Origin of the sequence: Flavobacterium ardleyense, from assembly GCF_033547075.1 — a bacterium.
GTDB lineage: Bacteria > Bacteroidota > Bacteroidia > Flavobacteriales > Flavobacteriaceae > Flavobacterium > Flavobacterium ardleyense_A.
This window is the reverse complement of sequence record NZ_CP137891.1, coordinates 1,608,114-1,633,310: the sequence shown is the minus strand read 5'-3', so window position 1 is coordinate 1,633,310 and position 25,197 is coordinate 1,608,114. Positions and strand designations below refer to the sequence as shown.

Below are 25,197 nucleotides of genomic sequence, written 5' to 3'. Positions count from 1 at the left end.
GAAAAATGATTTTTGGCAGCTTATAATATTGATTTCTTTACATTAAATTGTTAAAAAAATAAAGAAATGACTAGGTAAATCGAGCTTGAAAAATAAGCTGTACTTGACAAAATAAGCTTATTGCGAAGGTTTTAAAAATGAATTCATCTTTTTTGCCCACGATATACAGGATAATTCTTTAAATTTACGTTTGAAAAAATAATATTAGCTTAGCCAGACATCAAGCTTTGTAGATTTAGAGATATATTTTCGCGACAGAAAGAGTGCTTCACTATAAACTTTGCAAATCTTGTACAAATAATCTGATTTATCTTCGAAACTTCAATTCTTGGTGTTGTGACTTTACTTTAAAACGTATATTTGATAAAATGCCAAATTTTATTTTATCACTGCGCCAATTTGCGCTTTATTTCATTCTCTATACCTATTAATTACTAAATGACGTCAAAGACCCCAAATCCCTCGTTTATTATAATAAATAGCCACGAGCAAGAAAAACTCGATTTAATACAGCATCTCGACAAAGTTTTTTCATCATCTAGATTCCTATCATTTGACTGTTTAAGTGATTATGCAGTTTCGGAAGAATTTACCGATGAAAGCACTGTTTTTATGCTTTTCGATAATTGCTTCGATCTTTCAGTAGTGGCTCAACGCAACAATATTTCGAATATAACTTCAGATAATGCCGCAATTGTATTTTGTACAAGCGCGGATTATTTTTTTACCCAGCAATTAATTGAGTTGGGAGTTAGCGAAATTCTGACCAATACTTTTTACTCAACCCAACAATTACAGCAAAGCATTTACAATGTTTTAAGTCGAAAGAATAATGGTCGGGACGATGTGAGTTCTGCTTATAAAAACAAGTTTTTTGATGTTCTTAGTAATTACTACGGAAGTCTCGTTAGCGCATTAACCTCCAAACTTGATTTTAAACAAACTAGTAGGGGACTAATTGAGAAATTAGAATTAAATAACGAATGTCTTTCTAAGAAAAATCTTCGAGATTATGTACACAAGGACGATCACTGGCAATTAGAGAATTTAGCTGCTTTGCTGGATCAAGAAGAAATCATAACACTGCACCCGATACGATTTCTCAGCGCTAGTGGAAGTTTTGAAATCTTTCAAGCAAATTTTTTTAAAGATTGTGAAGTAGAAGGTCAATTTATTGTCGACATTAAGGTGCATCCTAGTCAGGAAATTAAAGATGCCTTTAGGCTTGAGAATAATGAACGTTTTAGCGCAATTGCCCAAGCCACAAATTCGACTATCTACGAATATTTTCCCGAATCAAAATTATTATTTACTTCGAATAAAGATGGAATCTATGGCTTTATAGAAGGTGAATATCTTGAAGAATATTTTGCCCAATATCTCGAAAAGATACATATTGATGATAAGCAACGCTTGATTAAGAAGTTTAAGACAAGCCTTACTACTACCCATCAAAAGCCATTTGTTGATGAATATAGAATACTTAAATCAAATAACAGATATCAAACTATTCTGGAGCGATATCGCATATTCGTGCAAAATGGTAAACCCTACAAGCGAATTGGTGCACTTACAGATATCACTGAAGTTACGGCACAAAACGCATTAATCGCTCTCGAAAAGCAGGTTTACGAAATGAACGCTGCACAGACTATCGATTTCTGTGAAGTGATTGCATACTTAGAGTGTAAAATGGAGGAATTAATTCCAAACACCAAATGTATGGTTTTAACGATGAGTGATCATGGACATATAGAAAGCATTAGTCAGAGAGATCATAATAACTATTTTGTACGTGAAATTGCAGAACATAGTAAAACTATAAATCCTCTCTGTGACAAGGTGGGACACCGTGGAAAGATTTCTGAAAGCGAGCGTTGGGCTGAAACGATTGAAGTTACAAATCTTTTTAATGTAAAGTACTTTTGGACTTCGCCTGCAGTAAATAAAGAAAATGAGACAATTGCAAATGTTGTTCTACTTTTTACAGAATTTATTGAAACCGACGAGATTGAGGAAGTATTAGTAGAGAGAATAACGAATCTGGTGGGGGTGCTAGTTGCAAAAAATAGAGCAATCACCGAAACCAGAACATCGAGAGAACGTTATGAAATGGTTGCCAAAGCAACTAACGACACCATTTGGGATTGGAATGTTGTGACCGATGTTGTGAGTTGGAATAAGGGAATTTTTGAAACATATGGTTATAAAAAGGAAGATATCGAAGAAACCTCAACTTGGTGGTTTAGTAATGTACATCCAGAAGATAGTATCCGTGTATCGGTCAAATTATATAATTTTCTAGAACAGAAAACAGAAAAATGGCACGATGAGTATCGACTAAAGTGCGCAGACGGCACATATAAATATGTATTAGATCGTGGATTTTTGGAAAAGAATAGCGAAGGAAAAGCAGTACGAATGATAGGCTCAATGCAAGACATTACCCATTCGAAAATTGAGGAAGAGCGACTAAAACTATTGAGCGCGGCCATTACTCAAGCAAACGACGCAGTTATCATCACCGAAACGCCCCGAAGCATTTACGCCTTGCCAAAAATTGTCTACGCAAATCCTGCTTTTTCAAAAATGACGGGCTATCAATTTGATGAAGTAGTAGGGCAATCACCACAAATGTTCCTAGGCAAAAATGCCATGGTAGAACAACAAACTATTCTCTTAAGAGCTGAGGAATTTAATAAAGAATTTGTCTTTGAAGCGCTAAATCGTCGAAAAAATGGAGAGGAATATTGGGCACGTTTTTCTATGATTCCCGTATCTAATAATCAAGGAGAGCATTCTCACTGGATTTCCTTACAATCTGATATTACAAATCAAAAAGAACAAGAAAAAGAAAAGGAACATTTGATACAGGAATTGACTAGACATAACAATGATTTAAAACAGTTTTCTTACATTACATCGCACAATCTTCGAGCACCGCTTTCAAATTTGATTGGTTTGCTCAATTTAATTGACGATATTGTAATTGAAGATGAAGATTTAAAAGAAATTATTGATGGCTTTTCAAAATCAACTCATTTATTAAATCAAACAATCAACGATCTTATTAATATAGTAATTATTAAAGATAATTTATCGATTAAGAGAGAGCAGATTATCATTAAAGATGCTCTTCAAAATATTTTAGACCAATTAAGCTATACAATTAGCCTTTATGCGCCTAAAATCACAATTGACACAACAAAGGCGCCATTTTTAACAGCAAACAAGACATATATAGAAAGTATTTTCTTAAATTTGATTACAAATGCTATTCGTTATAGTGATTCTAGTCGGCAATTAGAAATAAATATATCGTCGGAAGATATTGGAGACGAAATTATATTGCGATTTGAAGACAATGGCGTTGGAATTGATTTGGAGAGAAATAGAGATAAATTGTTTGGCTTATATCAGCGTTTTCACGATTATCCAGATAGTAAAGGCTTAGGATTATATTTAGTAAAATCTCAGGTCACTAGTATGGGTGGAGGAATTACAGTAGAAAGTGAATTGGGTAAGGGAAGTTGTTTTATTGTAGCCTTTAAAAAATAAATAAAAGGTCATGCTAGAAAAAGTACTTTGTATAGATGATGATCCTATAAGTGTAATGCTCTGTAGCAAAGTTATAGAGCGCTCTGATTTTGCGGCCCAGACAGATTCGGCAAATAATGGCAAAAGCGCATTGAGCTTTTTAGAAGGTATCATTAAAGCTGAAACTATTACCTACCCCGAAATAATTCTTTTAGACTTAAATATGCCTATTATGAATGGGTGGGAATTCTTAGAAATCTACGAGAGAAATTTTGCTTCAGTCTTTATTGACACTAAAATTGTTGTATTATCATCGACGATTGATCCTGAAGATGTCAATAGAACTAAGGAATTCTCTTCAGTATTAACTTTCATTTCAAAACCTATTACCAAAACCTCTTTAGACGAAATAACTAGATTATTATCAACTAAATAAAAGTACTAGATATAAAAAAACCCCAGTAAAACTGAGGTTTTTAATATTTTAAATTAACAGATATTACAATTTTGCAACGTGCTTAGTTAATTTTGATTTAAGGTTTGAAGCTTTGTTATTATGTATGATATTCTTTTTAGCTAATTTATCAATCATTGAAACAACTCCAGATAATTTTGCAGTAGCATCTTCCTTTTCAGTTGCAAGTCTTAATGCTTTAATTGCATTACGAGTTGTTTTATGCTGGTATCTGTTTAATACTCTTTTCTTGTCGTTGCTTCTAATTCTTTTTAATGCTGACTTATGATTTGCCATTTCGTTTTAATTTTTTAGATGTAATAATAATTTATATACTAGTTAAAAAAGAAAAACCTCCCACAATTGTTTGACAATCACTTTGGTTTTAACTAATAAAATAAAACTCCGAGACACCAGCTTTTTATTTTATAAAACTTATTTACAACTAATTCAGTAGTCCGTAAGGGAATCGAACCCCTGTTACCAAGACGAAATCTTGGCGTCCTAACCCCTAGACGAACGGACCAGTATCACCTAGGTTTTAAAAACAATTAATCGTATCTGATTACTGTTGTAGCCCGTAGCGGAATCGAACCGCTCTTACATGGATGAAAACCATGCGTCCTAACCGATAGACGAACGGGCCATTATTCCTTTTAAAGTTAAGGACATCTTTGCAAACGAAAAAAATAGTAGCCCGTAGCGGAATCGAACCGCTCTTACATGGATGAAAACCATGCGTCCTAACCGATAGACGAACGGGCCTTACTTCTCTATTGCGGTTGCAAAGATACACCTATTTTTGACTCGTACAATAGTACAAGTAAAAAAAATTAAAATTTTTAATAAGCTTTCGCAAAAAGCACTCTTCCTTGCGATGGATTACCCGTAAACACACAGCTTCCCGCCTCTTCTTTACGATCTAAAGCAATGCAACGAATCGTAGCTTTGGTCAATTCTTTGATCTTTTCTTCACTCTCTGCAGTACCATCCCAATGAGCAGAAATGAAGCCTCCTTTGTTGTCTAAAACTTCTTTGAACTCGTCAAAAGTTTCAACCTCAGTAATATGAGTATTTCTGTAATCAAGTGCTTTGTTGAATAATGCAGCTTGAATTGTATCTAATAGATCACTAACATGATTAACTATCTCATCCTTTAAAACTATTTCTTTGCTTAAATTATCGCGTCTAGCTACTTCGAAAGTACCATTTTGCAAATCTTTTGGTCCGATTGCTATTCGGACAGGAACTCCTTTTAATTCCCATTCTGCAAACTTGAAACCTGGTTTTTGAGTGGTGCGATTATCGAATTTTACCGAAAGGCTTAATTTCTTAAATTGACTTACCAATGTATTTGCAACTGCAGATACCGCTTCAAACTCTTCGTCATTTTTATAAATTGGCACAATTACAATTTGTATTGGTGCTAGTGTTGGAGGCAAGACCAAACCCTTATCATCTGAATGAGTCATTATAAGTGCTCCCATTAGTCTTGTAGAAACCCCCCAAGATGTCCCCCAAACATATTCTTGTGACCCTTCGGCATTAGCAAACTTCACATCGAAGGCCTTTGCAAAATTTTGTCCTAGAAAGTGTGAAGTACCTGCTTGCAAAGCCTTTCCATCCTGCATCAAAGCTTCTATACAATAGGTCTCCTCTGCTCCGGCAAAACGTTCACTTTCAGATTTTACACCTTTTACAACCGGCATTGCCATAAAATTTTCGGCAAAGTCAGCATAGACATGCATCATCTGAACAGATTCGGCTACTGCTTCTTTTTTAGTTGCGTGTGCAGTGTGTCCTTCTTGCCATAAGAATTCGGCAGTTCGTAAAAACAATCTAGTTCTCATTTCCCAGCGTACAACGTTTGCCCACTGATTTATTAAAAGTGGTAAATCTCGGTAAGACTGCACCCATCCTTTATAAGTAGACCAGATTATTGCTTCACTCGTAGGCCGAACAATTAGCTCTTCCTCTAATTTGGCATTAGGATCCACCATTAGTTTCCCCGGATTATCAGGATCGTTTTTTAATCTATAATGTGTAACCACTGCGCATTCCTTTGCAAAACCTTCAGCATTTTTTTCTTCTGCCTCAAACATACTTTTGGGTACAAATAGAGGGAAGTATGCATTTTCATGACCCGTTTCTTTAAATTTTTTATCTAATTCAGCCTGCATCTTTTCCCAAATAGCATAGCCATAAGGCTTAATTACCATACACCCACGTACTGCTGAATTTTCGGCCAAATCTGCTTTTACCACTAACTCATTATACCACTTGGAATAATCTTCTTCTCTCGTTGTTAAGTTCTTGCTCATATTGAATACTTTGGCACAAAAATTGTTTATTTTTATCACATTAAATAGTTCGACAAAACTAACTATTTTTGTAATGTGCAACAATAAAAAAGCTAACAGATATGAAAACTTATACCATTTCTAATTTAAAACTATCAAGATATCTTATTCTTGGATTGTTAGCCATTTCTGTCGCTTCTTGTGGAACTTACTCAAATAGTTCTTATTACGACCGAGATGGCATTTATGGAGGTACCGCAAATCGTGAAAATAACAATTACGATGACGGTCAAAACCTCCAAGCTATTGAATATAAAGAATACTTTAGTGCTCTAAATGAGGAAAATAGTGAAATATTTACAGATGTTGATTCCTATAATAGTGTAGTAGATAATACTCAAAGTGTAGCACAAGAGGGTTATAATCAAGGATACCCTGCTTGGGGAAGTAACTCTGATAATATAACCGTTAATGTATATGGCAATAGTTGGAACTCTCCATATTATTGGAGTAACTATTGGTATACTGGCAGTTATTATCCATGGTATGGTCCTGGATACGGAGGATGGGGTGGATATTATGGACCATCTTGGGGAATAGGCTTTTATAGCCCATTCTATAATCCTTATTATGGTTTTAATAATTACTATGGTGGGTATTATGGTAATTACTATGGAAACAATTACTACGGAAATAACTACTATTACGGAAATAATTATGTTCACCAAAGCGGAAGAAGAGGATCTTCTTATCAGAATGGCGATCGTTTTAATACCAGCCGCCGATCTTCAATTTCCCCTACTGGTAGCTCAGTGACGTCTCCAATTAGAAGTTCGTCTATATATGAAGGTCAGAGTAGAAATGATGCTACAAATACGGTTCGTGGTAATTCAACCGCAAGACCAGTGCCATCTGAAAGAGATAATACTGTTAGACCAAATACTATCAGAGATAATTCTTCTGTGAGACCGGTGCCAACTGTAAGAGACAATTCAGTGAGACCAGTAACTCCTACGAGAGGCAATTCGACTACTAGACCTGTCCCTTCTGGAGTAGACAATACTCAGAGACCTGTTACTCCACAAAGAACACAAGGTACAGTACGTCCTAATTATAGTCCGCAGAGGCCAATTACGCCTCCTACTCCAAGACAATATAATAATACTCAAAGACCCTACACTCCACAGAGAAGTCAACCTGCACAACAATATCAACCGACTCCTCAGCAGCAGACGGCTCCACAAAGAAGCAATTCTAATTATAACAGTGGTTCTAATAATACTGGAACAATGAGAAGTAATTCTAGCGGTACTATGAGAAGTAGCGGTGGCAATAGTGGCTCATCTAGAAGTAGCAGCGGTAGAAGATAAACAGCAAATATTTATTAAATACCTACTGGAATTTACTTCGAGTAGGTATTTTATTTAAACAACAAACACGATACACAATGAAAAAATATGTAACTTTTGCAGTGGCTTTGTTCGGGTTTTCTGCGTTGCAGGCACAAGATATCACTGACGCAATTAGATACAGCCAAGAAAACTTAAGTGGAACCTCACGTTTTAGAGCTATGAGCGGTGCCTTTGGAGCTCTCGGAGGCGATTTTTCGGCAATAAATATAAATCCCGCGGGATCGGCAGTTTTTGCAACGAGCCAAGTTGGAATCACATTAGGAAGTTTAAACAAAAAGAATGAATCTACTTACTTTGGTTCAAAAACAGATTCAAAAGAAAACTCTATAGATTTGAGTCAGGGTGGCGCTGTTTTCGTTTTTAAAAATGATAATGCAAATAGTAAGTGGAAAAAAGTAGCACTTTCTGTCAACTACGAAAGCATAAATAATTTTCGTAATTCACTATTTTCAGCTGGAACAAATCCCAACAACTCGATTGTTGATTATTTCTTAAGCTATGCAGACCAAAGTGGAATATCTTTAAACACCTTGGAATCTTCATATTATGAGAATTTAAATTATGGTGCCGCGCAAGCATTTTTAGGTTACCAAGCTTATCTAATCAATCCTGTAACAAGTGATTTGAATAATTCTCAATATACTAGCAACGTTCTTGCAGGTGGCAACTTTTACCAAGAAAATGCCGTCGCTACTACGGGATTTAATGGCAAGTTGAATTTTAATATAGCTACATCTTATGATGATAAATATTATTTTGGTTTGAATTTAAATTCACATTTTACAGATTTTAGACAATCAACTTCTGTGTATGAAAGCAATAATAATGGTGGAAGTAATGGAGTAAGTAAATTAAGATTCAACAATGAACTTTACACTTATGGTTCTGGATTCTCATTCCAATTGGGAGGTATTGCAAAAGTCACTGACGGTCTTCGTTTAGGTCTGGCCTACGATTCTCCAACTTGGTATTCTCTTAATGACGAAATTTCGCAAGCAGTATCTAGTAAACATTACATAGACGATGTTGAGACAAACACAACTGTCAATCCACGCATTACAGTAGCTTATGACGTATATAAACTTCAAACGCCAGGGAAATGGACTGGAAGTGCGGCATATGTAATTGGAACAACTAGCTTAATTAGTGTTGATTATTCAATTAAAGATTATAGTACAACTACTTTTAAACCCAAAAATGAATTTACAGGAGTAAACAATGCAATGTCTCAAATTCTAGATAATTCATCAGAAATCAGAATTGGTGCTGAGCATAGAATTAAACAATTGAGTCTTCGTGCTGGATATAGAATGGAACAAAGTCCCTATAAAGACAAAAACTTAATGGGTGATCTTACCGGATATTCTGCTGGTTTAGGATATGATTTTGGTGGAACAAAAGTAGATCTTGCTTACAATTATTTTGAAAGAGATAATCAGCAAGCATTTTTAAATCAAGGTTTTACGGATGGAGCAAATATTAGTTCGGTAAATAATAATGTTTCGCTTTCGCTAATATTTGAATTATAAAAATATTAAGTAATAGTTTAAGAGGGCCGCTGAACATTTTCAGCGGCCTTTTATTTTGCATCATTCTGAATCTAAAAGTCTTAGGACAATGAGCTTAATGCCAATTTTCTTCAAACAATTATAACTAATCACTTTTAAAGTTGTAATTTTGCACTCCAATTTACAAATACATGAGAACCAAGTCTTTAAAAAAGAATAAAATAAATGTCATCACTTTAGGATGCTCAAAAAATGTCTACGATAGTGAGGTATTGATGGGACAGCTTAAAGCAAGTGGAAAAGATGTTGAACATGAGGCAGCTCCGGAAAATGAAGGCAATATTATTGTCATCAATACTTGCGGATTTATAGACAATGCAAAAGCAGAGTCTGTAAATATGATCCTTGAATATGCCGACAAAAAAGCAAAAGGACTTGTAGATAAAGTATTCGTTACAGGATGCTTGTCTGAAAGATATCGTCCAGATCTTGAAAAAGAGATACCGAACGTGGATCAGTATTTTGGAACTACCGAATTGCCTTTACTTTTAAAAGCACTTGGTGCAGATTATAAACACGAACTTTTGGGAGAACGTCTTACAACAACTCCTAAAAACTATGCCTATTTAAAAATTGCCGAAGGATGTGATCGTCCGTGTAGTTTTTGCGCAATTCCTTTGATGCGTGGAGCACACGTTTCTCAACCCATTGAAAAATTGGTTAACGAAGCAAAAGGTCTTGCAAAAAATGGCGTGAAGGAATTAATTCTTATCGCTCAGGATCTTACTTATTATGGTTTAGATCTTTATAAAAAACGAAATCTTGCCGAACTTCTTGAAGCTCTTGCAGCTGTTGAAGGTATTGAGTGGATTCGTCTTCACTACGCTTTCCCTACAGGTTTCCCGATGGACGTTTTAGATCTAATGAAACGCGAACCGAAGATTTGTAACTATATCGACATTCCGCTTCAGCATATTTCTGATTCAGTTTTGAAATCAATGCGTCGTGGTACAACTCAAGAAAAAACTACTAAACTTCTGAAAGACTTTAGAGAGAGAGTTCCTGGAATCGCAATTAGAACAACTCTAATTGTTGGATATCCTGGCGAAACTCAGGAAGACTTTAATACGTTGAAAGACTGGGTACAAGAAATGAAATTTGATAGAATGGGCTGTTTTGCTTATTCTCACGAAGAAAATACCCACGCTTATTTACTTGAAGATGATGTTCCTGCTGATGTAAAACAAGCTAGAGCAAATGAGATTATGGAATTGCAATCGCAAATTTCGTGGGATCTAAATCAAGAAAAAGTTGGTAAAGTTTTCAAATGTATTATCGATAGAAAAGAAGGATCTCACTTTGTAGGTCGTACTGAATTTGATAGTCCAGATGTTGATAACGAAGTTTTGATCGATGCATCTAAAACATATTTGAAAACAGGAGAATTTGTAGATATTCTAATTACCGAAGCTACAGAATTTGACCTTTACGGAGAAGCAGTCGTTAAATAATTGCTTTAAAATATTTCAAAAAAAAAATCCTCTTTTTCAAGAGGATTTTTTTTTGAAATTGATTTTGTTATTCATTTATACTGTCGATTACCGTTTTCATAATATCCATACTGTGAAGTTTGGCGTCCATATCATAGATAGGACTTGTAATCATAATTTCGTCCGCCCCAGTATAATTAATAAACTCTTTGAGTTGTTTAGTGATACTTGCCTGATCACCTACAAAAGAGCAGGCAGTCATTTGTCCAACGTGGAAACGCTCTTCTTCTGACATTTGATCTACAAAATTTGCCACTGGCTTTTGCAGGCCTTTTCTGTTATTCGTTACTAAGTTTCTAAACATCTGCAGTAAACTTGAAGAAAGCAATTCAGCTTCTTCATTGGTGTCTGCGGCAACTGCATTCACACAAGCCATCACTTTTGGACTACTAAGATGAACTGAAGGAATAAAATTCGATTTATAAACTTCAAAAGCTTGATACATTTGTCTTGGCGCAAAATGTCCCGCAAAAGCATAAGGCAATCCAGAAGCGGCGGCAAGAGCAGCACTTTCGGTGCTTGAACCAAGAATCCAAATCGGCACGTCTACTCCTTCTCCTGGGAAAGCTCGAACTTTTGCAGTTGAATTTGAGGCGGAGAAATATCTTTGAAGTTCACTAACGTTGCGGGGGAAGTGTTGTGCTTGTTCGAAAAAGTCAGATCTGATTGCTTGAGCAGTTAGTTGATCTGTTCCGGGAGCGCGACCTAAACCTAAGTCGATTCGGCCTTTGTGTAATAATTGCAAAGTTCCAAATTGTTCGGCAATAATTAACGGTGCGTGGTTTGGCAACATAATCCCACCAGACCCTACTCGAATTCTTTCTGTATTTGAAGCTAAATATCCAATTAAAATTGCGGTTGCAGAGCTGGCAATATGTGCCATATTATGATGTTCGGCAACCCAAAAACGTTCGTATCCTAATTTATCGGCGTGTTGAGCTAGTAGTTTTGTTCTTTGTAATGCGTTTGATGCGGTGTCAGAATCGTTGACTACAGCAAGATCCAAAATGGAAAGCAGAATTTTTTTTGACATCTTTTTTTTCTTTTCACAAATTTAAGCCTTCTTTACTGTTGCAAAAAACTTCGGCTGTTAATTGAAATACAAATGAGAGTTACAAAGGGTTTTCGCCACAAAAAAACCTGCTTACTTTCATAAACAGGTTTTGATTCTTGTAATTATTTTCGGGTTTAGGATTCAATATCTTGAAATACGGAGAGCCCTAGCCCCGATTGCAGTGGAAATCCTTTTTGGGCTTTTTCTGCCCAAAAAGATTGGAACGGAAAGCGGGAAATAGCTCCAAAAAAAAATTCTACAACGGAATATTTCCGTGCTTTCTATTTGGCAAAACCACTACTTTATTTTCCAACATACTGAATGCTTTGATCAATTTACGTCGAGTATCACTAGGAATTATGATTTCATCCACAAAACCACGCTGGGCAGCAATGTATGGATTTGCGAAAAGATTTGCGTACTCTGCCTCTTTTTCAAGAAGCTTTTGAGCAGGATCTTCAGCTTCACCAATTTCCTTTTTAAAGATAATTTCACTCGCACCTTTGGCACCCATAACCGCAATTTCGGCACTTGGCCAAGCAAAGTTCATATCGGCACCAATGTGTTTTGAATTCATCACATCGTACGCGCCACCGTAAGCTTTACGGGTAATCACAGTAATTCTAGGCACGGTGGCCTCGCTCAAAGCGTACAACAACTTAGCACCGTGAACGATGATTCCGTTCCATTCCTGATCTGTACCCGGCAAAAATCCTGGAACATCAACCAAAACGAGCAATGGAATATTGAAGCTGTCGCAGAAACGTGTGAAACGTGCAGCTTTTTTGGAACTATTTACGTCCAAAACTCCAGCAAGATATAACGGCTGATTGGCAACAACGCCAACGCTACGGCCACCAATTCGGCAGAAACCGACGATGATATTCTCTGCGTAATTCTTATGAATTTCGTAAAAACTATCCTCATCGATAATTCCGTTAATCACCTCGTGCATATCGTAAGGTTTGTTCGGATTGTCAGGAATTATGTTGTCAAGCTTCGTTCTAACTTCATTTTGAAGCGTATATGGGATTTTTGCAGTCGTCTCTTTATTGCTCTGTGGCATATACGAAAGCAACTTTTTGATGTCTTCAAGACACTCGATATCGTTGTCTGATGTGATGTGCGCAACCCCAGATTTAGTAGAATGCGTGCTTGCACCACCCAATTCTTCGGCAGTTACAGTTTCGTTAGTAACCGTTTTTACCACCGATGGACCAGTCACAAACATATAACTTGTGCCTTCGACCATCATCGTAAAATCTGTCATCGCAGGCGAATAAACGGCACCACCGGCGCATGGGCCCATAATTGCAGATATCTGTGGAATCACACCACTTGACTGAACATTTCTGAAAAATATATCGGCGTAACCTCCAAGCGAGCGCACTCCTTCTTGAATTCTCGCTCCTCCAGAATCGTTAAGACCAATCATTGGCGCGCCATTTTTGACCGCCATATCCATTACTTTGCAAATTTTCTCTGCGTGTGTTTCTGATAATGCACCTCCAAAAACGGTAAAATCCTGAGCGAAAACATAAACCATTCTGCCGTTTATGGTTCCGTAACCAGTAATCACTCCGTCTCCAGGATAAATTTCTTTCTGCATTCCAAAATCGTGCGTACGGTGTGTAACGAGCATTCCGATTTCTTCAAATGAACCTTCGTCCATCAAATAATTGACACGCTCTCTGGCAGTCAATTTTTTCTTTTCGTGCTGTTTTTCTATACGCTTAGTTCCACCGCCCAAATGAGCTTTGGCAATCTGCTCGTTTAATGTATCTATTTTAGACTTCATAGTGTTTTTAAGAATTTGGAATTGTCAATATTTTCTGATCTTGGAAATACCTTTGCAATGCAATCATAGCCGCAAGTTTTGCTTCTTGATTATGAACATTTTTCAAAGTTTCGACATCGTAGTATTTCTTCACGAAATTTGTATCGAAATTTCCAGATCTAAAAGCTTCGTGCTCGCAAACAAATTTCCCAAAAGGTAAAGTTGTACTTACACCTTCAACCTTATAATCAGAAATTGCTTTGATCATTAACTGAATTGCTTCTTCGCGAGTATCCGCATAGGTGATCAACTTCGCTAGCATTGGATCGTAATAAATTGGAATATCCATTCCTTGCTCAAATCCGTTATCAACGCGAATTCCTTCGCCAACTGGAAGTTTGTAAACGTCAAGATGTCCAACACTTGGCAAGAAGTCATTTAACGGATCTTCGGCATACACTCGAAGTTCGATTGCGTGTCCGTAAATTTTTAAATCCTCTTGTTTTATGGTCATCGCCTCGCCTCTTGCAATTTTAATTTGCATTTCGACAAGGTCTAATTGAGTAATAATTTCTGTTACAGGATGCTCAACTTGAAGACGTGTGTTCATTTCTAAAAAGTAGAAATTATTATTTTCGTCTAATAGAAATTCAACTGTTCCAGCATTTAAATAATCGCAAGATTTCGCAACCAGAACTGCCGCTTCTCCCATTTTCTTTCTCAATTCTGGAGTTAAAACCGCAGAAGGAGCTTCTTCAACCACCTTCTGGTGACGTCGCTGAATACTACATTCTCTTTCGAATAAATAGAGAATATTTCCGTGACTGTCTGCCATAATCTGAATCTCAATGTGTCGCGGAGATCCAATATATTTTTCAATAAAAACAGATCCATCACCAAAGGCATTTGTCGCCTCGCTGATTGCTCTGTTCATCTGACTTTCAAATTCAGCTTCGTTTTCTACAATTCTCATTCCTTTACCTCCACCACCGGCAGAAGCTTTAATTAGAATTGGAAAACCAACTTCAACCGCAGTTTTCTTTGCTGCTTCAACATCGGTAATCGCTTCGTCAAGTCCTGGTACCATCGGAATATTGTAATCTTTAACTGCGTCTTTGGCAGCCAATTTACTTCCCATTACTCTAATTGCCGCAGATTTTGGTCCAATCCAAATCATTCCGTTTTTCTCAACTGACTCAGCAAAATCTGCATTTTCACTAAGAAAACCGTATCCTGGGTGAATAGCATCGACGTTGAGAGATTTGGCAACTTCAATAATTTTATCTCCTAAGAGGTAGGATTGATTTGAAGGTGATTCTCCAATCCAAACTGCCTCATCTGCAAACTTAACGTGAGGAGCATTTCTATCGGCAGTCGAATAAACTGCTACCGTTTTTATTCCCATTTTCTGGGCAGACTTCATTACTCGTATTGCAATTTCGCCTCGATTGGCTACTAATATTTTTTTCATCTTCTATTCGAATTCGATTAATAACTGCCCTTTGTCCACTGCATCTCCTTTGACAACGGCAATAGATTTGATAATTCCATCTCTTGGAGATAGGAAACTATTTTCCATTTTCATTGCTTCAAGAATCAAAAGATGATCATTTTGCTTCACTTCTTGACCTTCAGTTACCGAGATTTCAAGAATAAGTCCTGGCATTGGCGCCATAATCATATTGATTTCTTTGGTTGCGCCGATTTCGAAGCCCATATCTTTGATAAGTACATCAAGTTCGTTGCTAATTTCCACTTCGTAATTGTTGCCTGAAACAGCAACAGTATACTTTTTGTGATTAAAATCAGCGGCTATAATTTCAGCTTCGTAAGGAGTATTTTCTGATAATACGTGCAATGAATTACGACCGGTATCGATTGCATCTAGCTGATCCAAATCGGCTTTCGTAAACTCAAAGTCGAACGTATTATTAACTTTTATTTGATATTTTTCACTCATTTAATAGTATTTTTTAAAATGTAAAAGTATTGAAAAGATATTGTTTTATAATGTTATTTGCTTTGAAAGCAGATCTTCCTATAATATAAGGAGTCCGTTTTCTCGTATTTTCTGAACCGCCCTACTCTGCCAGAATAATTCGAAATTCTCTAATCCTGATTCTTCGTAATTCTTTTGCAAATCCTGAAAAGTCAATAATTTCGAATTCTTAACCGAAAGTTGAGGCAAAATTTCTAAAATCCATTTTCCTTCGTCTTGCGCAGTCTGAATAGAATAACTTTCTTTTTTTGCATGGAAAGTCAGCGAGCTCATTTCCCAAGATTTTCCTTTTTTAGATTTTGTAAAATTAGAAATCGTAGGCTTCCCTCCTATATATACCAATTTTGCACTTCCCTTAACTTCTCGTGAATTTCCTTCTTCGATGGCATTGGCAATAAAATCGTGCGGAATCGTACTTCTTGGAATTTTAAACTCAAACCAATCTTGTAATGGATACTCAAAACAGATTCCGTGCATAAAATTAAAGAGTGATTTGCGAAGACCAAAACTAAATTGCTCGTGATCGATTCCTGATTTATCGGTAAACTGAACATCGTTATTGGCGAAAGTGATTTCGTTAGTATCAGCAATTACGTTGTATTCGTCTGGAAACATTCCCACCGGACTATGCGCAGTCATTGCAAACTGATGCCAAAATCCGGACTGTATAACTCCAATTTCGAAAAGCTGCCGCACCATTTCCAAACTATCCACCGTTTCCTGAATTGTTTGAGTTGGAAATCCGTACATCAAATAAGCGTGTACCATAATTCCCGCATCGGTAAAATTCGCGGTTACCTGAGCCACTTGCGAAACCGTAACTCCTTTTTTGATTAATTCCAAAAGTCTATCCGAAGCAACTTCAAGTCCGCCCGAAACTGCAATACAGCCAGAAGCTTTGAGCAGCTTGCACAAATCGGCAGTAAAACTTTTTTCGAAACGGATATTTGCCCACCAAGTAACACTGATTCCGCGTTTTAGGATTTCGATTGCCATCGCACGCATAAGAGCTGGCGGCGCGGCTTCGTCAACAAAGTGAAAACCGTTTTGCCCGGTTTTCTCGATCAACTCCTCTATTCTATCGCAAATAATTGCGGCAGTAAGTGGTTCGTATATTTTTATATAATCAAGTGAAATATCACAGAAAGTACATTTTCCCCAATAGCAACCGTGCGCCATTGTCAACTTATTCCATCGACCATCGCTCCACATTCTGTGCATTGGATTGACAATTTCGATAACAGAAATATATTTATCCAAAGCCAAATCATCATAATCCGGCGTTCCTAATTGACTTTGTTTGTAATCTGCTTTCGCGGAATTATTTTTGTAGACAACTTGATTATTCTCTAAAAGAAAAGTTCTTTTATAAATTTCTCGACCTTCATTATCTATATTTTCTAATAATTCCTCAATTGGCACTTCCCCATCGTCAAGAGTAATGAAATCTAGAAACTCAAAAACTCTAACATCTTTTAGAGAGCGCAATTCAGTATTTGGAAATCCGCCGCCCATCGAAACTTTGATCGCAGGGTAATTTTGTTTAACCCATTGCGCACATCTGAATGCAGAATATAAATTTCCTGGGAAGGGAACCGAAATTAGAAATAATTCAGGATTTACTAATTCTATATGCTTTTTTAGAACTTTGATAGTAATCTGATCAACATAAGTCAGCGGCTTTTGAAGTTCATCGTATAATTCGTCAAAGCTGTTCGCACTTTGTCCTAAACGCTCGGCGTATCGGCTAAAGCCAAAGTTAGAATCCACACATTCAACAATTAAATCCGAAATATCTTCGAGGAATAATGTTGCCAAATGCTTTGCTTTATCCTGAGTTCCCATTTCGCCAAAAGCCCATTCTAAATCTGATAATTGTTGAAATCGCTTTGCTTCCGGTAAATAATTATCTTGACAAATTTGTAGAGCTAAAGTCGGATTCTTCCCTTGAAGAAACGCAATAACCGAATCGATGCTTCGAATATAATCATCTTGCAAAGCGATTATTCTTGCCGCATTATCAGATAATTCTAATTCTCTTCCATCAATATAAGCAAACAAATCCTGCAATCCAGTTTTAGAAAACAAAGCAATAATTACTTCAATTCCCAAATCTGCTTGTTTTGAACTGATATTTTTGGTGTTCAAAAACCCCTTAATATAAGCCGTGGCGGGATAAGGAGTATTTAACTGCGTGAAAGGAGGAGTAATTAAAAAGACTTTTTTATGCAAAACTGAAAAGATTAGCTGCAAAAATACGACATTAGAAACTACTAACATATTCTCAAAATTTAGTTTCAAAAGTATTTCCACTATTTTTTATTGTAACTTTGAATTTCCATTTTTTTTACCTTTCTTGAAACTTTCAAATATGCCAAACGACTGTATAAGCTATCAGAATTCAGGTTATTTTACGCCAATAATGATAGACTACCTGAACCAAAATCCTGAACTTAAATCGTTGTATAATAGATTTCCAACTTTGGAAAATTTCGCAGATCAGATTTCAGAAAAACAGCAGAATTATAATAACGAAATCCGATCAACTCTGGTTGAAGTTTTAAACGAACAATATCAAAATCTTGATAAGACTGAGTTGCTTTCGCAAAATATGGAATTGCTGAAAAGCGAAACGACTTTTACGGTTACAACAGGACATCAGCTAAATTTATTTACTGGCCCATTATACTTCCTTTATAAGATAGTTTCGACCATCAACCTAGCAAAAACTTTAAAAGCTAAATATTCGGATTACGATTTCGTTCCTATTTACTGGATGGCAACCGAAGACCACGATTTTGAGGAAATAAATTACTTCAATTTCGGAACTTCAAAAGTGTCTTGGAATAGAGAAAGCGCCGGCGCAGTTGGACATTTATCTACCGAAGGATTGGATAAGGTTTTTGAAGAATTTGCCGAAAAACTTGGACCGCAAGACAATTCCGAAAAACTAAAAGAGCTTTTCAAAAAGTCTTATTTAGAACACGACAATCTTGCCGATGCCACTCGTTATCTTACGAATGAACTTTTCAAAGACTACGGTTTGGTTATTTTAGATTCAGATGATCGCCGACTAAAGAAATATCTTATTCCTTTTGTAGAACAAGATTTATTACATAATACTAGCTTCAAAGAAGTTTCGGCAACCGCTGAGTACTTTAAAAATTACAATCTACAAGTAAATCCTAGAGAGATAAATCTATTTTACCTTCACGATAATCTTCGCGAGAGAGTTATTAGAGAAGAAGATAAATTCATCGTTAACAATACCGAAATAGCTTTCACTGAAGCGGAAATCTTAGAGGAGCTTGAGCAATACCCTGAACGATTTTCGCCAAATGTTGTAATGCGTCCCCTGTATCAGGAAATAATTCTTCCTAATCTTACTTACATCGGTGGTGGTGGAGAATTGGCTTATTGGCTTGAATTGAAATCATATTTTAAAGCGGTCAATATTACTTTCCCGATGTTACTGCTTCGGAACTCAGTGCTTCTTGCCACTCAGAAACAAGCTGACAAAGCAGATATACTAGATTTGACTTGGAAACAGTTGTTTATGAAGCAGGAAGATTTGAAAAAGGATTTAGCAAAAAAACTTTCTGAGTTTCCAATCGATTTCACTTCACAAAAAGAAACATTACGAACGCAATTTGCCGACTTACACAAACTTGCAAATCAAACTGACCCTGCATTTCTTGGCGCGGTGGCTGCACAAGAAAAAAAGCAAATCAAAGGTTTGGAGAATTTAGAAAAGCGACTTCTACAGGCTCAGAAACGCAAATTCGCTGATCAACTTGATCGAGCTGCAACCTTACAAAATGAACTATTTCCAAACCAAAGTCTGCAAGAGCGCAAAGGAAACTTTTCGGAATACTATATTGATTACGGCGATGAGATGATTGTCAAACTATTGGAAACATTAAAACCTCTAGAACAAGAATTTCAGGTCATTGTACTTTAAATTTTCGAACTGCTAACAAATAATTAAATTTAACCAACAATATTTAGTTTAAAACACTATTTTTGCAAAAAATTAAACAAAATGACAACTAACAGAACTTTTACAATGATCAAACCAGATGCTGTTCAAAACGGACACATCGGAGGAATTATTAATATGATTACTGAAGCTGGTTTCAAAATCATTTCTATGAAATTGACTCAACTTACAATCACTGATGCTAAGAAATTTTACGAAGTACACGCAGAAAGACCTTTCTACGGAGAACTAGTTGAATTTATGTCTAGAGGTCCAATCGTGGCTGCTATTCTTGAAAAAAACAATGCAGTAGAAGACTTTAGAGATCTTATTGGAGCAACAAATCCAGCAGATGCAGCCGAAGGAACTATTCGTAAAAGATACGCAACTTCAATCGGAGAAAATGCGGTGCACGGATCTGATAGCAACGAAAATGCAGAATTAGAAGGTTCATTCCACTTTGCTGGAAGAGAGCAATTCTAGGACTATATCCTAATAAATAAAGCCCGTTTTTTGAATTAAAAACGGGCTTTTTCTATTTTATAATTTAGCTGATTACCTTAAAACAACCTCCTGCACTACGTCACGACGAAGCTCTTCGTTAATCATTTTTACAATCTTATCTTTTCCGAAACTCAATTCTGCCCTCAGCACTGCCGATGTTAATTCGACGTACAAAATACCATTCTTAAGTACGATATTTCGCGTATAAGTATTTACACCATTGCCCATCAAGCTACGCCAAGCATCTTGCACTATTACTTCATCTAGGCCCGGTTGCAATCTATTATCTTGCAGAATTCCTTTTAAAATCTCCCCTACCGTATTTTCATTATTCTCTCTCTTTGCCATACTACTTAACGCTAAACGGAACGTGTCTCTTATATTTATATTGAATTTTTTTCTCGTTTTCTACAATGAAATCATTGTCATTGAGTTCGATTATATGTTCTTTCCATTCAGAAAAATCGGTTTTGTAATGGATGAATACCTGATCATTCAAATGCTCAATTCGTATGTCTTCTGAAGGTCCATCAATAAAACTGCCATCAAATTGCGGCTTCACTTTCTGCCGAATTCCCTTCTCACCATTAATTTTGAAAAAGTCGATTGTCTCATTTACTTTATAATCCTTATGATTGCCATCCGCAAAAACAACCTGCTCAATCTCCCAATAGCCATTTAGAAACTCCATATCTTCAGGAGTAATTTTCTGAGTGCAGCTGGCGGTTATTAAGACCACTGATAGTAAGAGAAACAATTTTTTCATAAGGAAGGATTGAAAGATTTAAAGATTGAAAGATTGAAAAATTCGTAGGATTTCAAAAAATGTCTATTGTATAATGTATGAATGTATATTGTAGAAAGCGGAATTGAAAAAGTACAACGATAAGAAATTAAACTAAAAAATTAATGTTCAGCTTCCTAAATTCTCAAAATGCTTAAATATTAAAATTACCTGAGTTAAAAAAAGCAAAAGTGATCAAAATCAAAAAGTCTTTACTTATTTCAAACCCAATCTTTAAATCTTAAAATTTTTAAATCTTTAAATAACCTTAATTCTTCAAAGCAAAATTCTCCTAACCTAAAACCGTCATTCGAAGCCTACTTAAAGAATGAGTCGACGAACTCCACTTTATTAAATACCTGCAGATCATCAATTCCTTCACCTACTCCAATATATCGTACAGGAATCTGAAATTGATCTGAAATTCCGATTACAACTCCACCTTTTGCGGTACCATCAAGTTTTGTAACGGCTAGGGCAGTTACTTCTGTAGCTACGGTAAAATGTTTGGCTTGTTCAAAAGCGTTTTGACCAGTAGATCCGTCCAAAACTAGTAGAACCTCGTGAGGTGCATCTACGATTACTTTCTGCATTACACGCTTCACCTTTGTCAGCTCATTCATCAAGTTTACCTTATTATGAAGCCTTCCCGCAGTATCGATAATCACTACATCCGCATTTTGAGTTACTGCAGATTGCAGTGTATCAAAAGCCACAGATGCAGGATCTGATCCCATACTTTGCTTTACAATTGGCACATCGCAACGATCTGCCCAAATTTGAAGTTGGTCAATTGCCGCAGCACGAAATGTATCGGCAGCACCAAGAACCACTTTATATCCAGCTTTTTTAAACTGCATGGCAAGCTTTCCGATAGTAGTTGTTTTTCCAACACCATTGACTCCAACCACCATAATTACGTAGGGTTTTGGCCCTTTGGGAATCACAAATTCGGTCTGATCTTCGGTATTGTTTTCAGACAATAGGCCTGCTATTTCTTCACGCAGAATCTTGTTCAGTTCCTCTGTTCCCACGTATTTGTCCTCGGCCACACGCTCTTCAATACGCTTAATAATCTTTAGAGTCGTATTGACACCCACATCCGACGACACCAAAACTTCTTCAAGATTGTCGAGAACCTCGTCATCAACTTTAGATTTACCAGCTACTGCTTTGGTTAATTTTGAAAAAAAAGAAGTTTTAGATTTCTCTAATCCTTTGTCTAAAGTCTCTTTCTTTTCGGAAGAAAATATTTTTTTAAAGAAATTCATTGCTACACTGCTGAATTAATAATTGCGATCGTTTGAAAATAAAGTCAAATCTAATCATTTTTGAACACTTATTTACTGACAAATGTCAGCAGATTGCAATTTAATAAATGATTGACCTTTTCACCATGGATTTTTTTTGGGCGAGCACTTTCGCCAGAACGACTTTTTGCTACATATTATGTTTATGGGAATAGATTGCATACAAACCTGATTCCCGGAATGGAGTGCGTCGCTTCCTGATGCCGCTCTTTCAGGGCTCAATCATACTACACCGGCTGTCCAATAGCAAGTGAAGGACATTTCGTAGAACTCAGCGTATAAAAATTCAGAAAGAAGATATGATTTTCTAGGAAACTATATGCCCGAGAATTCTTGAAAAATTTTTGTATTAAGTAGAATAACATTTTTGCTTTCCGAAGAGGATACGTGCATAAAAGCTACTATACGGACCTTGCAAAACAATTTTCAATGAAGAGATTATGAGATTCAATTCTACAAGCGATGTCGTCTTCTAGAAAACGTATTTCGTTTTTTAGCTCCACATCTCGTGAATGAATGTCTATTTTCAGCAAATCTAACTGTTGTTGAAGCTCTTCGCGAAATAGTATTCTCGTGATTAAATCGCGAGCAGCATTAAACAATCTAGATGAATCGTCATTTGATAATTTATAGTATTTGAGTACCTTGAAAATATATATCGCCGTTCCTTCTTTTCCGATTTTATAAATACCCGCAGATTGTAGTATTGTATCAATCTCAAGACGTGCTGCCTTTGACAAATTATGACTTTCATAAAATTTGGCAATATTATCCGTGACATCTGCTGGAATAGAGTCTTTTGACGACATCAATAAAATTTGATAAAATAAAGCTCTTACGGTGTTGTCGAGGTGGGATTGGGGCATTTATTAAGACAATTTATAACATTAAAGCTGCATCAATGTTTGAATCTAGGGCATCATATGTAATGATTAATCCTTTTTGACATCCTTCTAAAATTTCACTCTGCGGCCTTTAAATCTTGACACATTCAATTAACATATTAATTGGGTCTGCCTGTAAACCATTTAATTAAATTTAAATATAATTTCTACGTTTACACTGTTGACAGTTTCAAGACTTCTTTGAAAATCAGAACTTACGTTGAAAATAGGAGAACTTAACTGTGCTGAAACTTTTAACAAATTGCTGTATTCCGCGGTCATTTCAGATTTTACGGTTGATTCGGTGATATATCTTCCAGAAATTCTCGGATCTCTATCTTCAATCAACGCCACTAAATCAGTTTCATGTTTAAGATTATGATGACAAATGTACTTTGACCACTTGTCAATATTAGCATTCAAGTCAAAATTGTCGCTCTTTTCTATTTTGTAAGTTCGTTCAATGGAACTTTTTAGAGATTGCACTTTATCACTATGTGAATCAATTCCGCCCTTAAAAACTTTAACTTGTACTTTTCCATTTATGTCAACCACAATTTTCTTAGTTTCTAAGAAGCTAACTTTAGTCGAAATTGATGTCGCACCGAGGTCTGCCGCCACCTTTTTAAAAAGATCCACCTTTTCATTTATGAGAAAATTTTCAGCGAGACTTTCGTGAACGTAGACGTTATCTTTGTAAGGATGCAAATAATAGATGGAATCATTATCCGGTCTTGGACCGTATAATTCAAATCCACTATTTTTCAGTTCCTCCAAATCATATTCTATTGATTTTACTGAGATGTCCTTATTTAAAGTATAATCTAATTTATACCTGTAATTCATTGACTTTTCATCGTCTTGAAATAATATTGTCTGCGGAAGTATATTTTGACTCATACAAAATTAATTTTTGTTAAAATAATATATTAATATCGAGGTGGCGGCGAGTAAAATTAAATATTTTACTATTTTTTTTTTAACAACACTATTATTTAAATTAAGAATTACTTGATCTGTTTTTTCTTTATCAAATTTTCTGCCTAGTAGTTCTGAATCTCTTCTCAAATATTCTAGTATTTTCTCAAAACTATCATATTCTTTAACTAAATAAATATAATATATTGATCGACCCGCAATATCTTGATCTATATACTGTGATTTAATTAAAATTTGATTTTTTAATTTTCGGACATCTATAAAATTATTCTTATAAATCTCCTGCCATGCGTCGGTTTCAGCTATAAGACGACCATACTCTACAATAGTATCTAAATCCTTTACTAATGTTCCATTAAGCACTAAATAATCTGTACCATTATTATTCTCATTTTGAGATATTAATACTCTTTCCATAATTATTTGAAATATTTATTTACTAATTTCTTAACTTCTCCAGTATTTGTCAGATTAATAAAATCCACGTTTTCTAGCATACTCTTATAACTTTTATACCTGATTATTTCAAATAATTTAGATTTCATTTCATCATCTGATAAATTGCAATTATCTCGATGAGTTGCAATAACTTTCAAAATATTACTACGTTTTAAACTTTCAGAATAAACATGCTCGAAGCGACTATTACAGTCTCTTTGATATAACTCATTATCTTTTGTTTTCTCATTTTTAAAATATTTATCAATATCGAAAAAATAAAAAACTACATCTGAGTCTTTAATAATTGAATTGTAGCTACTTCTATATATATTACCTCCACCAATATCGACTCCTGCTTTTATTATAATTTTCTTACGGTTCTCAGTAGTAAATGTAAATTCTTCATAATCATCTCTTCCAGAGTTTTTTTCAATGTAAGGTACTTTTTGTAAAAAATTTAAAAATCTAGTTTTACCTGAGGCATGCATTCCTAAAAGCCCAAGCTTATTGGTATCTCCTTTGAACATACTAATTACACCCACACCTAATAAGCTACCTGCTATTGCGACAGCTGCCCAGGCAAGAAGTGGAAGAAAAAAGGGTATTATCATCAAATTTGTCATACTTACTATAATTAATATTGTTATTTTAATCTTTTATTTTTTTTTAATACTACAGAAATTATTGATTTAAAAAGGGTAAGGACAATTCACTACGGCACAAATAAGTTATTTGTATAAGTACATTAACAAATTAAATAACAGT

Annotated in this window: 21 protein-coding genes and 3 tRNA genes; 7 read left to right on the top strand and 17 right to left on the bottom strand. The window is 35.6% G+C overall.

What is annotated here, in order from left to right; translation table 11 throughout:
• The first annotated feature begins 438 nt into the window (after positions 1-438).
• Both SBO79_RS07075 and SBO79_RS07070 read left to right on the top strand, forming a co-directional pair.
• Entirely contained in the window at positions 439-3,558 is a 3,120-nt protein-coding gene (locus SBO79_RS07075; protein ID WP_318639721.1) for a PAS domain-containing protein, read from the top strand.
• 10 nt (positions 3,559-3,568) lie between these two features.
• Positions 3,569-3,973 carry a response regulator gene (locus tag SBO79_RS07070; RefSeq protein ID WP_318639720.1) on the top strand — a complete coding sequence of 135 codons (405 nt, stop codon included), beginning with the start codon at positions 3,569-3,571 and terminating at the stop codon, positions 3,971-3,973.
• A gap of 63 nt (positions 3,974-4,036) precedes the next feature.
• On the opposite strand, the gene rpsT is transcribed toward SBO79_RS07070, so the two are convergent.
• The 5 genes from rpsT to proS form a co-directional block, all read right to left on the bottom strand.
• The gene (gene rpsT / locus SBO79_RS07065) at positions 4,037-4,288 is read right to left on the bottom strand and encodes a 30S ribosomal protein S20 (RefSeq protein WP_318639719.1); all 252 of its coding nucleotides are present in this window, start codon (positions 4,286-4,288) and stop codon (positions 4,037-4,039) included.
• A gap of 157 nt (positions 4,289-4,445) precedes the next feature.
• A tRNA-Glu gene (locus SBO79_RS07060) sits at positions 4,446-4,517 on the bottom strand.
• Between the two features lie 48 nt (positions 4,518-4,565).
• Positions 4,566-4,637 (bottom strand) — tRNA-Glu (locus tag SBO79_RS07055).
• A 47-nt stretch (positions 4,638-4,684) separates the two neighbouring features.
• Positions 4,685-4,756, bottom strand: a tRNA-Glu gene (locus SBO79_RS07050).
• 77 nt (positions 4,757-4,833) lie between these two features.
• Positions 4,834-6,312 (bottom strand): proline--tRNA ligase, encoded by a 1,479-nt coding sequence (proS, locus tag SBO79_RS07045; protein WP_318639718.1) that lies wholly within the window; start codon positions 6,310-6,312, stop codon positions 4,834-4,836.
• A gap of 101 nt (positions 6,313-6,413) precedes the next feature.
• On the opposite strand from proS, the gene SBO79_RS07040 reads away from it, so the two are divergent.
• The 3 genes from SBO79_RS07040 to rimO all read left to right on the top strand — a co-directional run bounded on the left by SBO79_RS07040 (position 6,414) and on the right by rimO (position 10,722).
• Complete coding sequence (locus tag SBO79_RS07040) at positions 6,414-7,661, top strand: hypothetical protein (RefSeq protein ID WP_318639717.1); 1,248 nt, start codon at positions 6,414-6,416, stop codon at positions 7,659-7,661.
• Positions 7,662-7,738: 77 nt separating this feature from the next.
• Positions 7,739-9,232 carry an OmpP1/FadL family transporter gene (locus SBO79_RS07035; RefSeq protein WP_318639716.1) on the top strand — a complete coding sequence of 498 codons (1,494 nt, stop codon included), beginning with the start codon at positions 7,739-7,741 and terminating at the stop codon, positions 9,230-9,232.
• 170 nt (positions 9,233-9,402) lie between these two features.
• Positions 9,403-10,722 (top strand): 30S ribosomal protein S12 methylthiotransferase RimO, encoded by a 1,320-nt coding sequence (rimO, locus tag SBO79_RS07030; RefSeq protein WP_318639715.1) that lies wholly within the window; start codon positions 9,403-9,405, stop codon positions 10,720-10,722.
• Between the two features lie 67 nt (positions 10,723-10,789).
• Here rimO and SBO79_RS07025 read toward each other — a convergent pair whose 3' ends face one another.
• The 5 genes from SBO79_RS07025 to SBO79_RS07005 form a co-directional block, all read right to left on the bottom strand.
• Complete coding sequence (locus SBO79_RS07025; RefSeq protein WP_318639714.1) at positions 10,790-11,794, bottom strand: LLM class flavin-dependent oxidoreductase; 1,005 nt, start codon at positions 11,792-11,794, stop codon at positions 10,790-10,792.
• Positions 11,795-12,071: 277 nt separating this feature from the next.
• Positions 12,072-13,613: an acyl-CoA carboxylase subunit beta gene (locus SBO79_RS07020; protein ID WP_318639713.1), complete on the bottom strand. Its 1,542-nt coding sequence runs from the start codon at positions 13,611-13,613 to the stop codon at positions 12,072-12,074.
• Positions 13,614-13,620: 7 nt separating this feature from the next.
• Complete coding sequence (locus tag SBO79_RS07015; RefSeq protein ID WP_318639712.1) at positions 13,621-15,063, bottom strand: acetyl-CoA carboxylase biotin carboxylase subunit; 1,443 nt, start codon at positions 15,061-15,063, stop codon at positions 13,621-13,623.
• Positions 15,064-15,066: 3 nt separating this feature from the next.
• Entirely contained in the window at positions 15,067-15,552 is a 486-nt protein-coding gene (locus tag SBO79_RS07010) for a biotin/lipoyl-containing protein (RefSeq protein ID WP_318639711.1), read from the bottom strand.
• A 78-nt stretch (positions 15,553-15,630) separates the two neighbouring features.
• Positions 15,631-17,871 carry a B12-binding domain-containing radical SAM protein gene (locus SBO79_RS07005; RefSeq protein WP_318639710.1) on the bottom strand — a complete coding sequence of 747 codons (2,241 nt, stop codon included), beginning with the start codon at positions 17,869-17,871 and terminating at the stop codon, positions 15,631-15,633.
• 91 nt (positions 17,872-17,962) lie between these two features.
• Between SBO79_RS07005 and bshC the strand changes: the two genes are divergently transcribed.
• Together bshC and SBO79_RS06995 are read left to right on the top strand one after the other, a co-directional pair.
• On the top strand, positions 17,963-19,552 hold the full coding sequence (gene bshC / locus SBO79_RS07000) for a bacillithiol biosynthesis cysteine-adding enzyme BshC (protein WP_318639709.1): 1,590 nt from the start codon (positions 17,963-17,965) through the stop codon (positions 19,550-19,552).
• Between the two features lie 81 nt (positions 19,553-19,633).
• Positions 19,634-20,053, top strand: a complete 420-nt coding sequence (locus SBO79_RS06995; RefSeq protein WP_318639708.1) for a nucleoside-diphosphate kinase — start codon at positions 19,634-19,636, stop codon at positions 20,051-20,053.
• A 72-nt stretch (positions 20,054-20,125) separates the two neighbouring features.
• Here the strand turns inward: SBO79_RS06995 and SBO79_RS06990 are convergent, their stop codons facing one another.
• The 7 genes from SBO79_RS06990 to SBO79_RS06960 form a co-directional block, all read right to left on the bottom strand.
• Positions 20,126-20,422 (bottom strand): DciA family protein, encoded by a 297-nt coding sequence (locus SBO79_RS06990; RefSeq protein ID WP_318639707.1) that lies wholly within the window; start codon positions 20,420-20,422, stop codon positions 20,126-20,128.
• Between the two features lies 1 nt (position 20,423).
• On the bottom strand, positions 20,424-20,840 hold the full coding sequence (locus SBO79_RS06985; RefSeq protein ID WP_318639706.1) for a lipocalin family protein: 417 nt from the start codon (positions 20,838-20,840) through the stop codon (positions 20,424-20,426).
• Between the two features lie 335 nt (positions 20,841-21,175).
• Positions 21,176-22,129, bottom strand: a complete 954-nt coding sequence (ftsY, locus tag SBO79_RS06980) for a signal recognition particle-docking protein FtsY (protein WP_318639705.1) — start codon at positions 22,127-22,129, stop codon at positions 21,176-21,178.
• A 440-nt stretch (positions 22,130-22,569) separates the two neighbouring features.
• Complete coding sequence (locus SBO79_RS06975) at positions 22,570-22,977, bottom strand: hypothetical protein (RefSeq protein WP_318639704.1); 408 nt, start codon at positions 22,975-22,977, stop codon at positions 22,570-22,572.
• 219 nt (positions 22,978-23,196) lie between these two features.
• Positions 23,197-23,952 carry a hypothetical protein gene (locus SBO79_RS06970; protein ID WP_318639703.1) on the bottom strand — a complete coding sequence of 252 codons (756 nt, stop codon included), beginning with the start codon at positions 23,950-23,952 and terminating at the stop codon, positions 23,197-23,199.
• A gap of 6 nt (positions 23,953-23,958) precedes the next feature.
• Positions 23,959-24,408, bottom strand: a complete 450-nt coding sequence (locus SBO79_RS06965; RefSeq protein ID WP_318639702.1) for a hypothetical protein — start codon at positions 24,406-24,408, stop codon at positions 23,959-23,961.
• Positions 24,409-24,410: 2 nt separating this feature from the next.
• A complete protein-coding gene (locus SBO79_RS06960; protein WP_318639701.1) occupies positions 24,411-25,055 on the bottom strand; it encodes a GTPase domain-containing protein in 645 nt (214 codons plus the stop codon).
• Positions 25,056-25,197 lie beyond the last annotated feature (142 nt).

Bases quoted from the DNA above. Each gene is read 5' to 3' on its own strand.
- SBO79_RS07005 (WP_318639710.1), bottom strand. From the start codon at position 17,871: ATGTTAGTAGTTTCTAATGTCGTATTTTTGCAGCTAATCTTTTCAGTT.
- SBO79_RS06960 (WP_318639701.1), bottom strand. From the start codon at position 25,055: ATGACAAATTTGATGATAATACCCTTTTTTCTTCCACTTCTTGCCTGG.
- SBO79_RS06990 (WP_318639707.1), bottom strand. From the start codon at position 20,422: ATGGCAAAGAGAGAGAATAATGAAAATACGGTAGGGGAGATTTTAAAA.
- SBO79_RS06985 (WP_318639706.1), bottom strand. From the start codon at position 20,840: ATGAAAAAATTGTTTCTCTTACTATCAGTGGTCTTAATAACCGCCAGC.
- SBO79_RS06965 (WP_318639702.1), bottom strand. From the start codon at position 24,408: ATGGAAAGAGTATTAATATCTCAAAATGAGAATAATAATGGTACAGAT.
- proS (WP_318639718.1), bottom strand. From the start codon at position 6,312: ATGAGCAAGAACTTAACAACGAGAGAAGAAGATTATTCCAAGTGGTAT.
- rimO (WP_318639715.1), top strand. From the start codon at position 9,403: ATGAGAACCAAGTCTTTAAAAAAGAATAAAATAAATGTCATCACTTTA.
- SBO79_RS07035 (WP_318639716.1), top strand. From the start codon at position 7,739: ATGAAAAAATATGTAACTTTTGCAGTGGCTTTGTTCGGGTTTTCTGCG.
- SBO79_RS07015 (WP_318639712.1), bottom strand. From the start codon at position 15,063: ATGAAAAAAATATTAGTAGCCAATCGAGGCGAAATTGCAATACGAGTA.
- SBO79_RS06975 (WP_318639704.1), bottom strand. From the start codon at position 22,977: ATGTCGTCAAAAGACTCTATTCCAGCAGATGTCACGGATAATATTGCC.
- bshC (WP_318639709.1), top strand. From the start codon at position 17,963: ATGCCAAACGACTGTATAAGCTATCAGAATTCAGGTTATTTTACGCCA.
- SBO79_RS07010 (WP_318639711.1), bottom strand. From the start codon at position 15,552: ATGAGTGAAAAATATCAAATAAAAGTTAATAATACGTTCGACTTTGAG.
- SBO79_RS07070 (WP_318639720.1), top strand. From the start codon at position 3,569: ATGCTAGAAAAAGTACTTTGTATAGATGATGATCCTATAAGTGTAATG.
- rpsT (WP_318639719.1), bottom strand. From the start codon at position 4,288: ATGGCAAATCATAAGTCAGCATTAAAAAGAATTAGAAGCAACGACAAG.
- SBO79_RS06970 (WP_318639703.1), bottom strand. From the start codon at position 23,952: ATGAGTCAAAATATACTTCCGCAGACAATATTATTTCAAGACGATGAA.
- ftsY (WP_318639705.1), bottom strand. From the start codon at position 22,129: ATGAATTTCTTTAAAAAAATATTTTCTTCCGAAAAGAAAGAGACTTTA.
- SBO79_RS07025 (WP_318639714.1), bottom strand. From the start codon at position 11,794: ATGTCAAAAAAAATTCTGCTTTCCATTTTGGATCTTGCTGTAGTCAAC.
- SBO79_RS07020 (WP_318639713.1), bottom strand. From the start codon at position 13,613: ATGAAGTCTAAAATAGATACATTAAACGAGCAGATTGCCAAAGCTCAT.
- SBO79_RS06995 (WP_318639708.1), top strand. From the start codon at position 19,634: ATGACAACTAACAGAACTTTTACAATGATCAAACCAGATGCTGTTCAA.
- SBO79_RS07040 (WP_318639717.1), top strand. From the start codon at position 6,414: ATGAAAACTTATACCATTTCTAATTTAAAACTATCAAGATATCTTATT.
- SBO79_RS07075 (WP_318639721.1), top strand. From the start codon at position 439: ATGACGTCAAAGACCCCAAATCCCTCGTTTATTATAATAAATAGCCAC.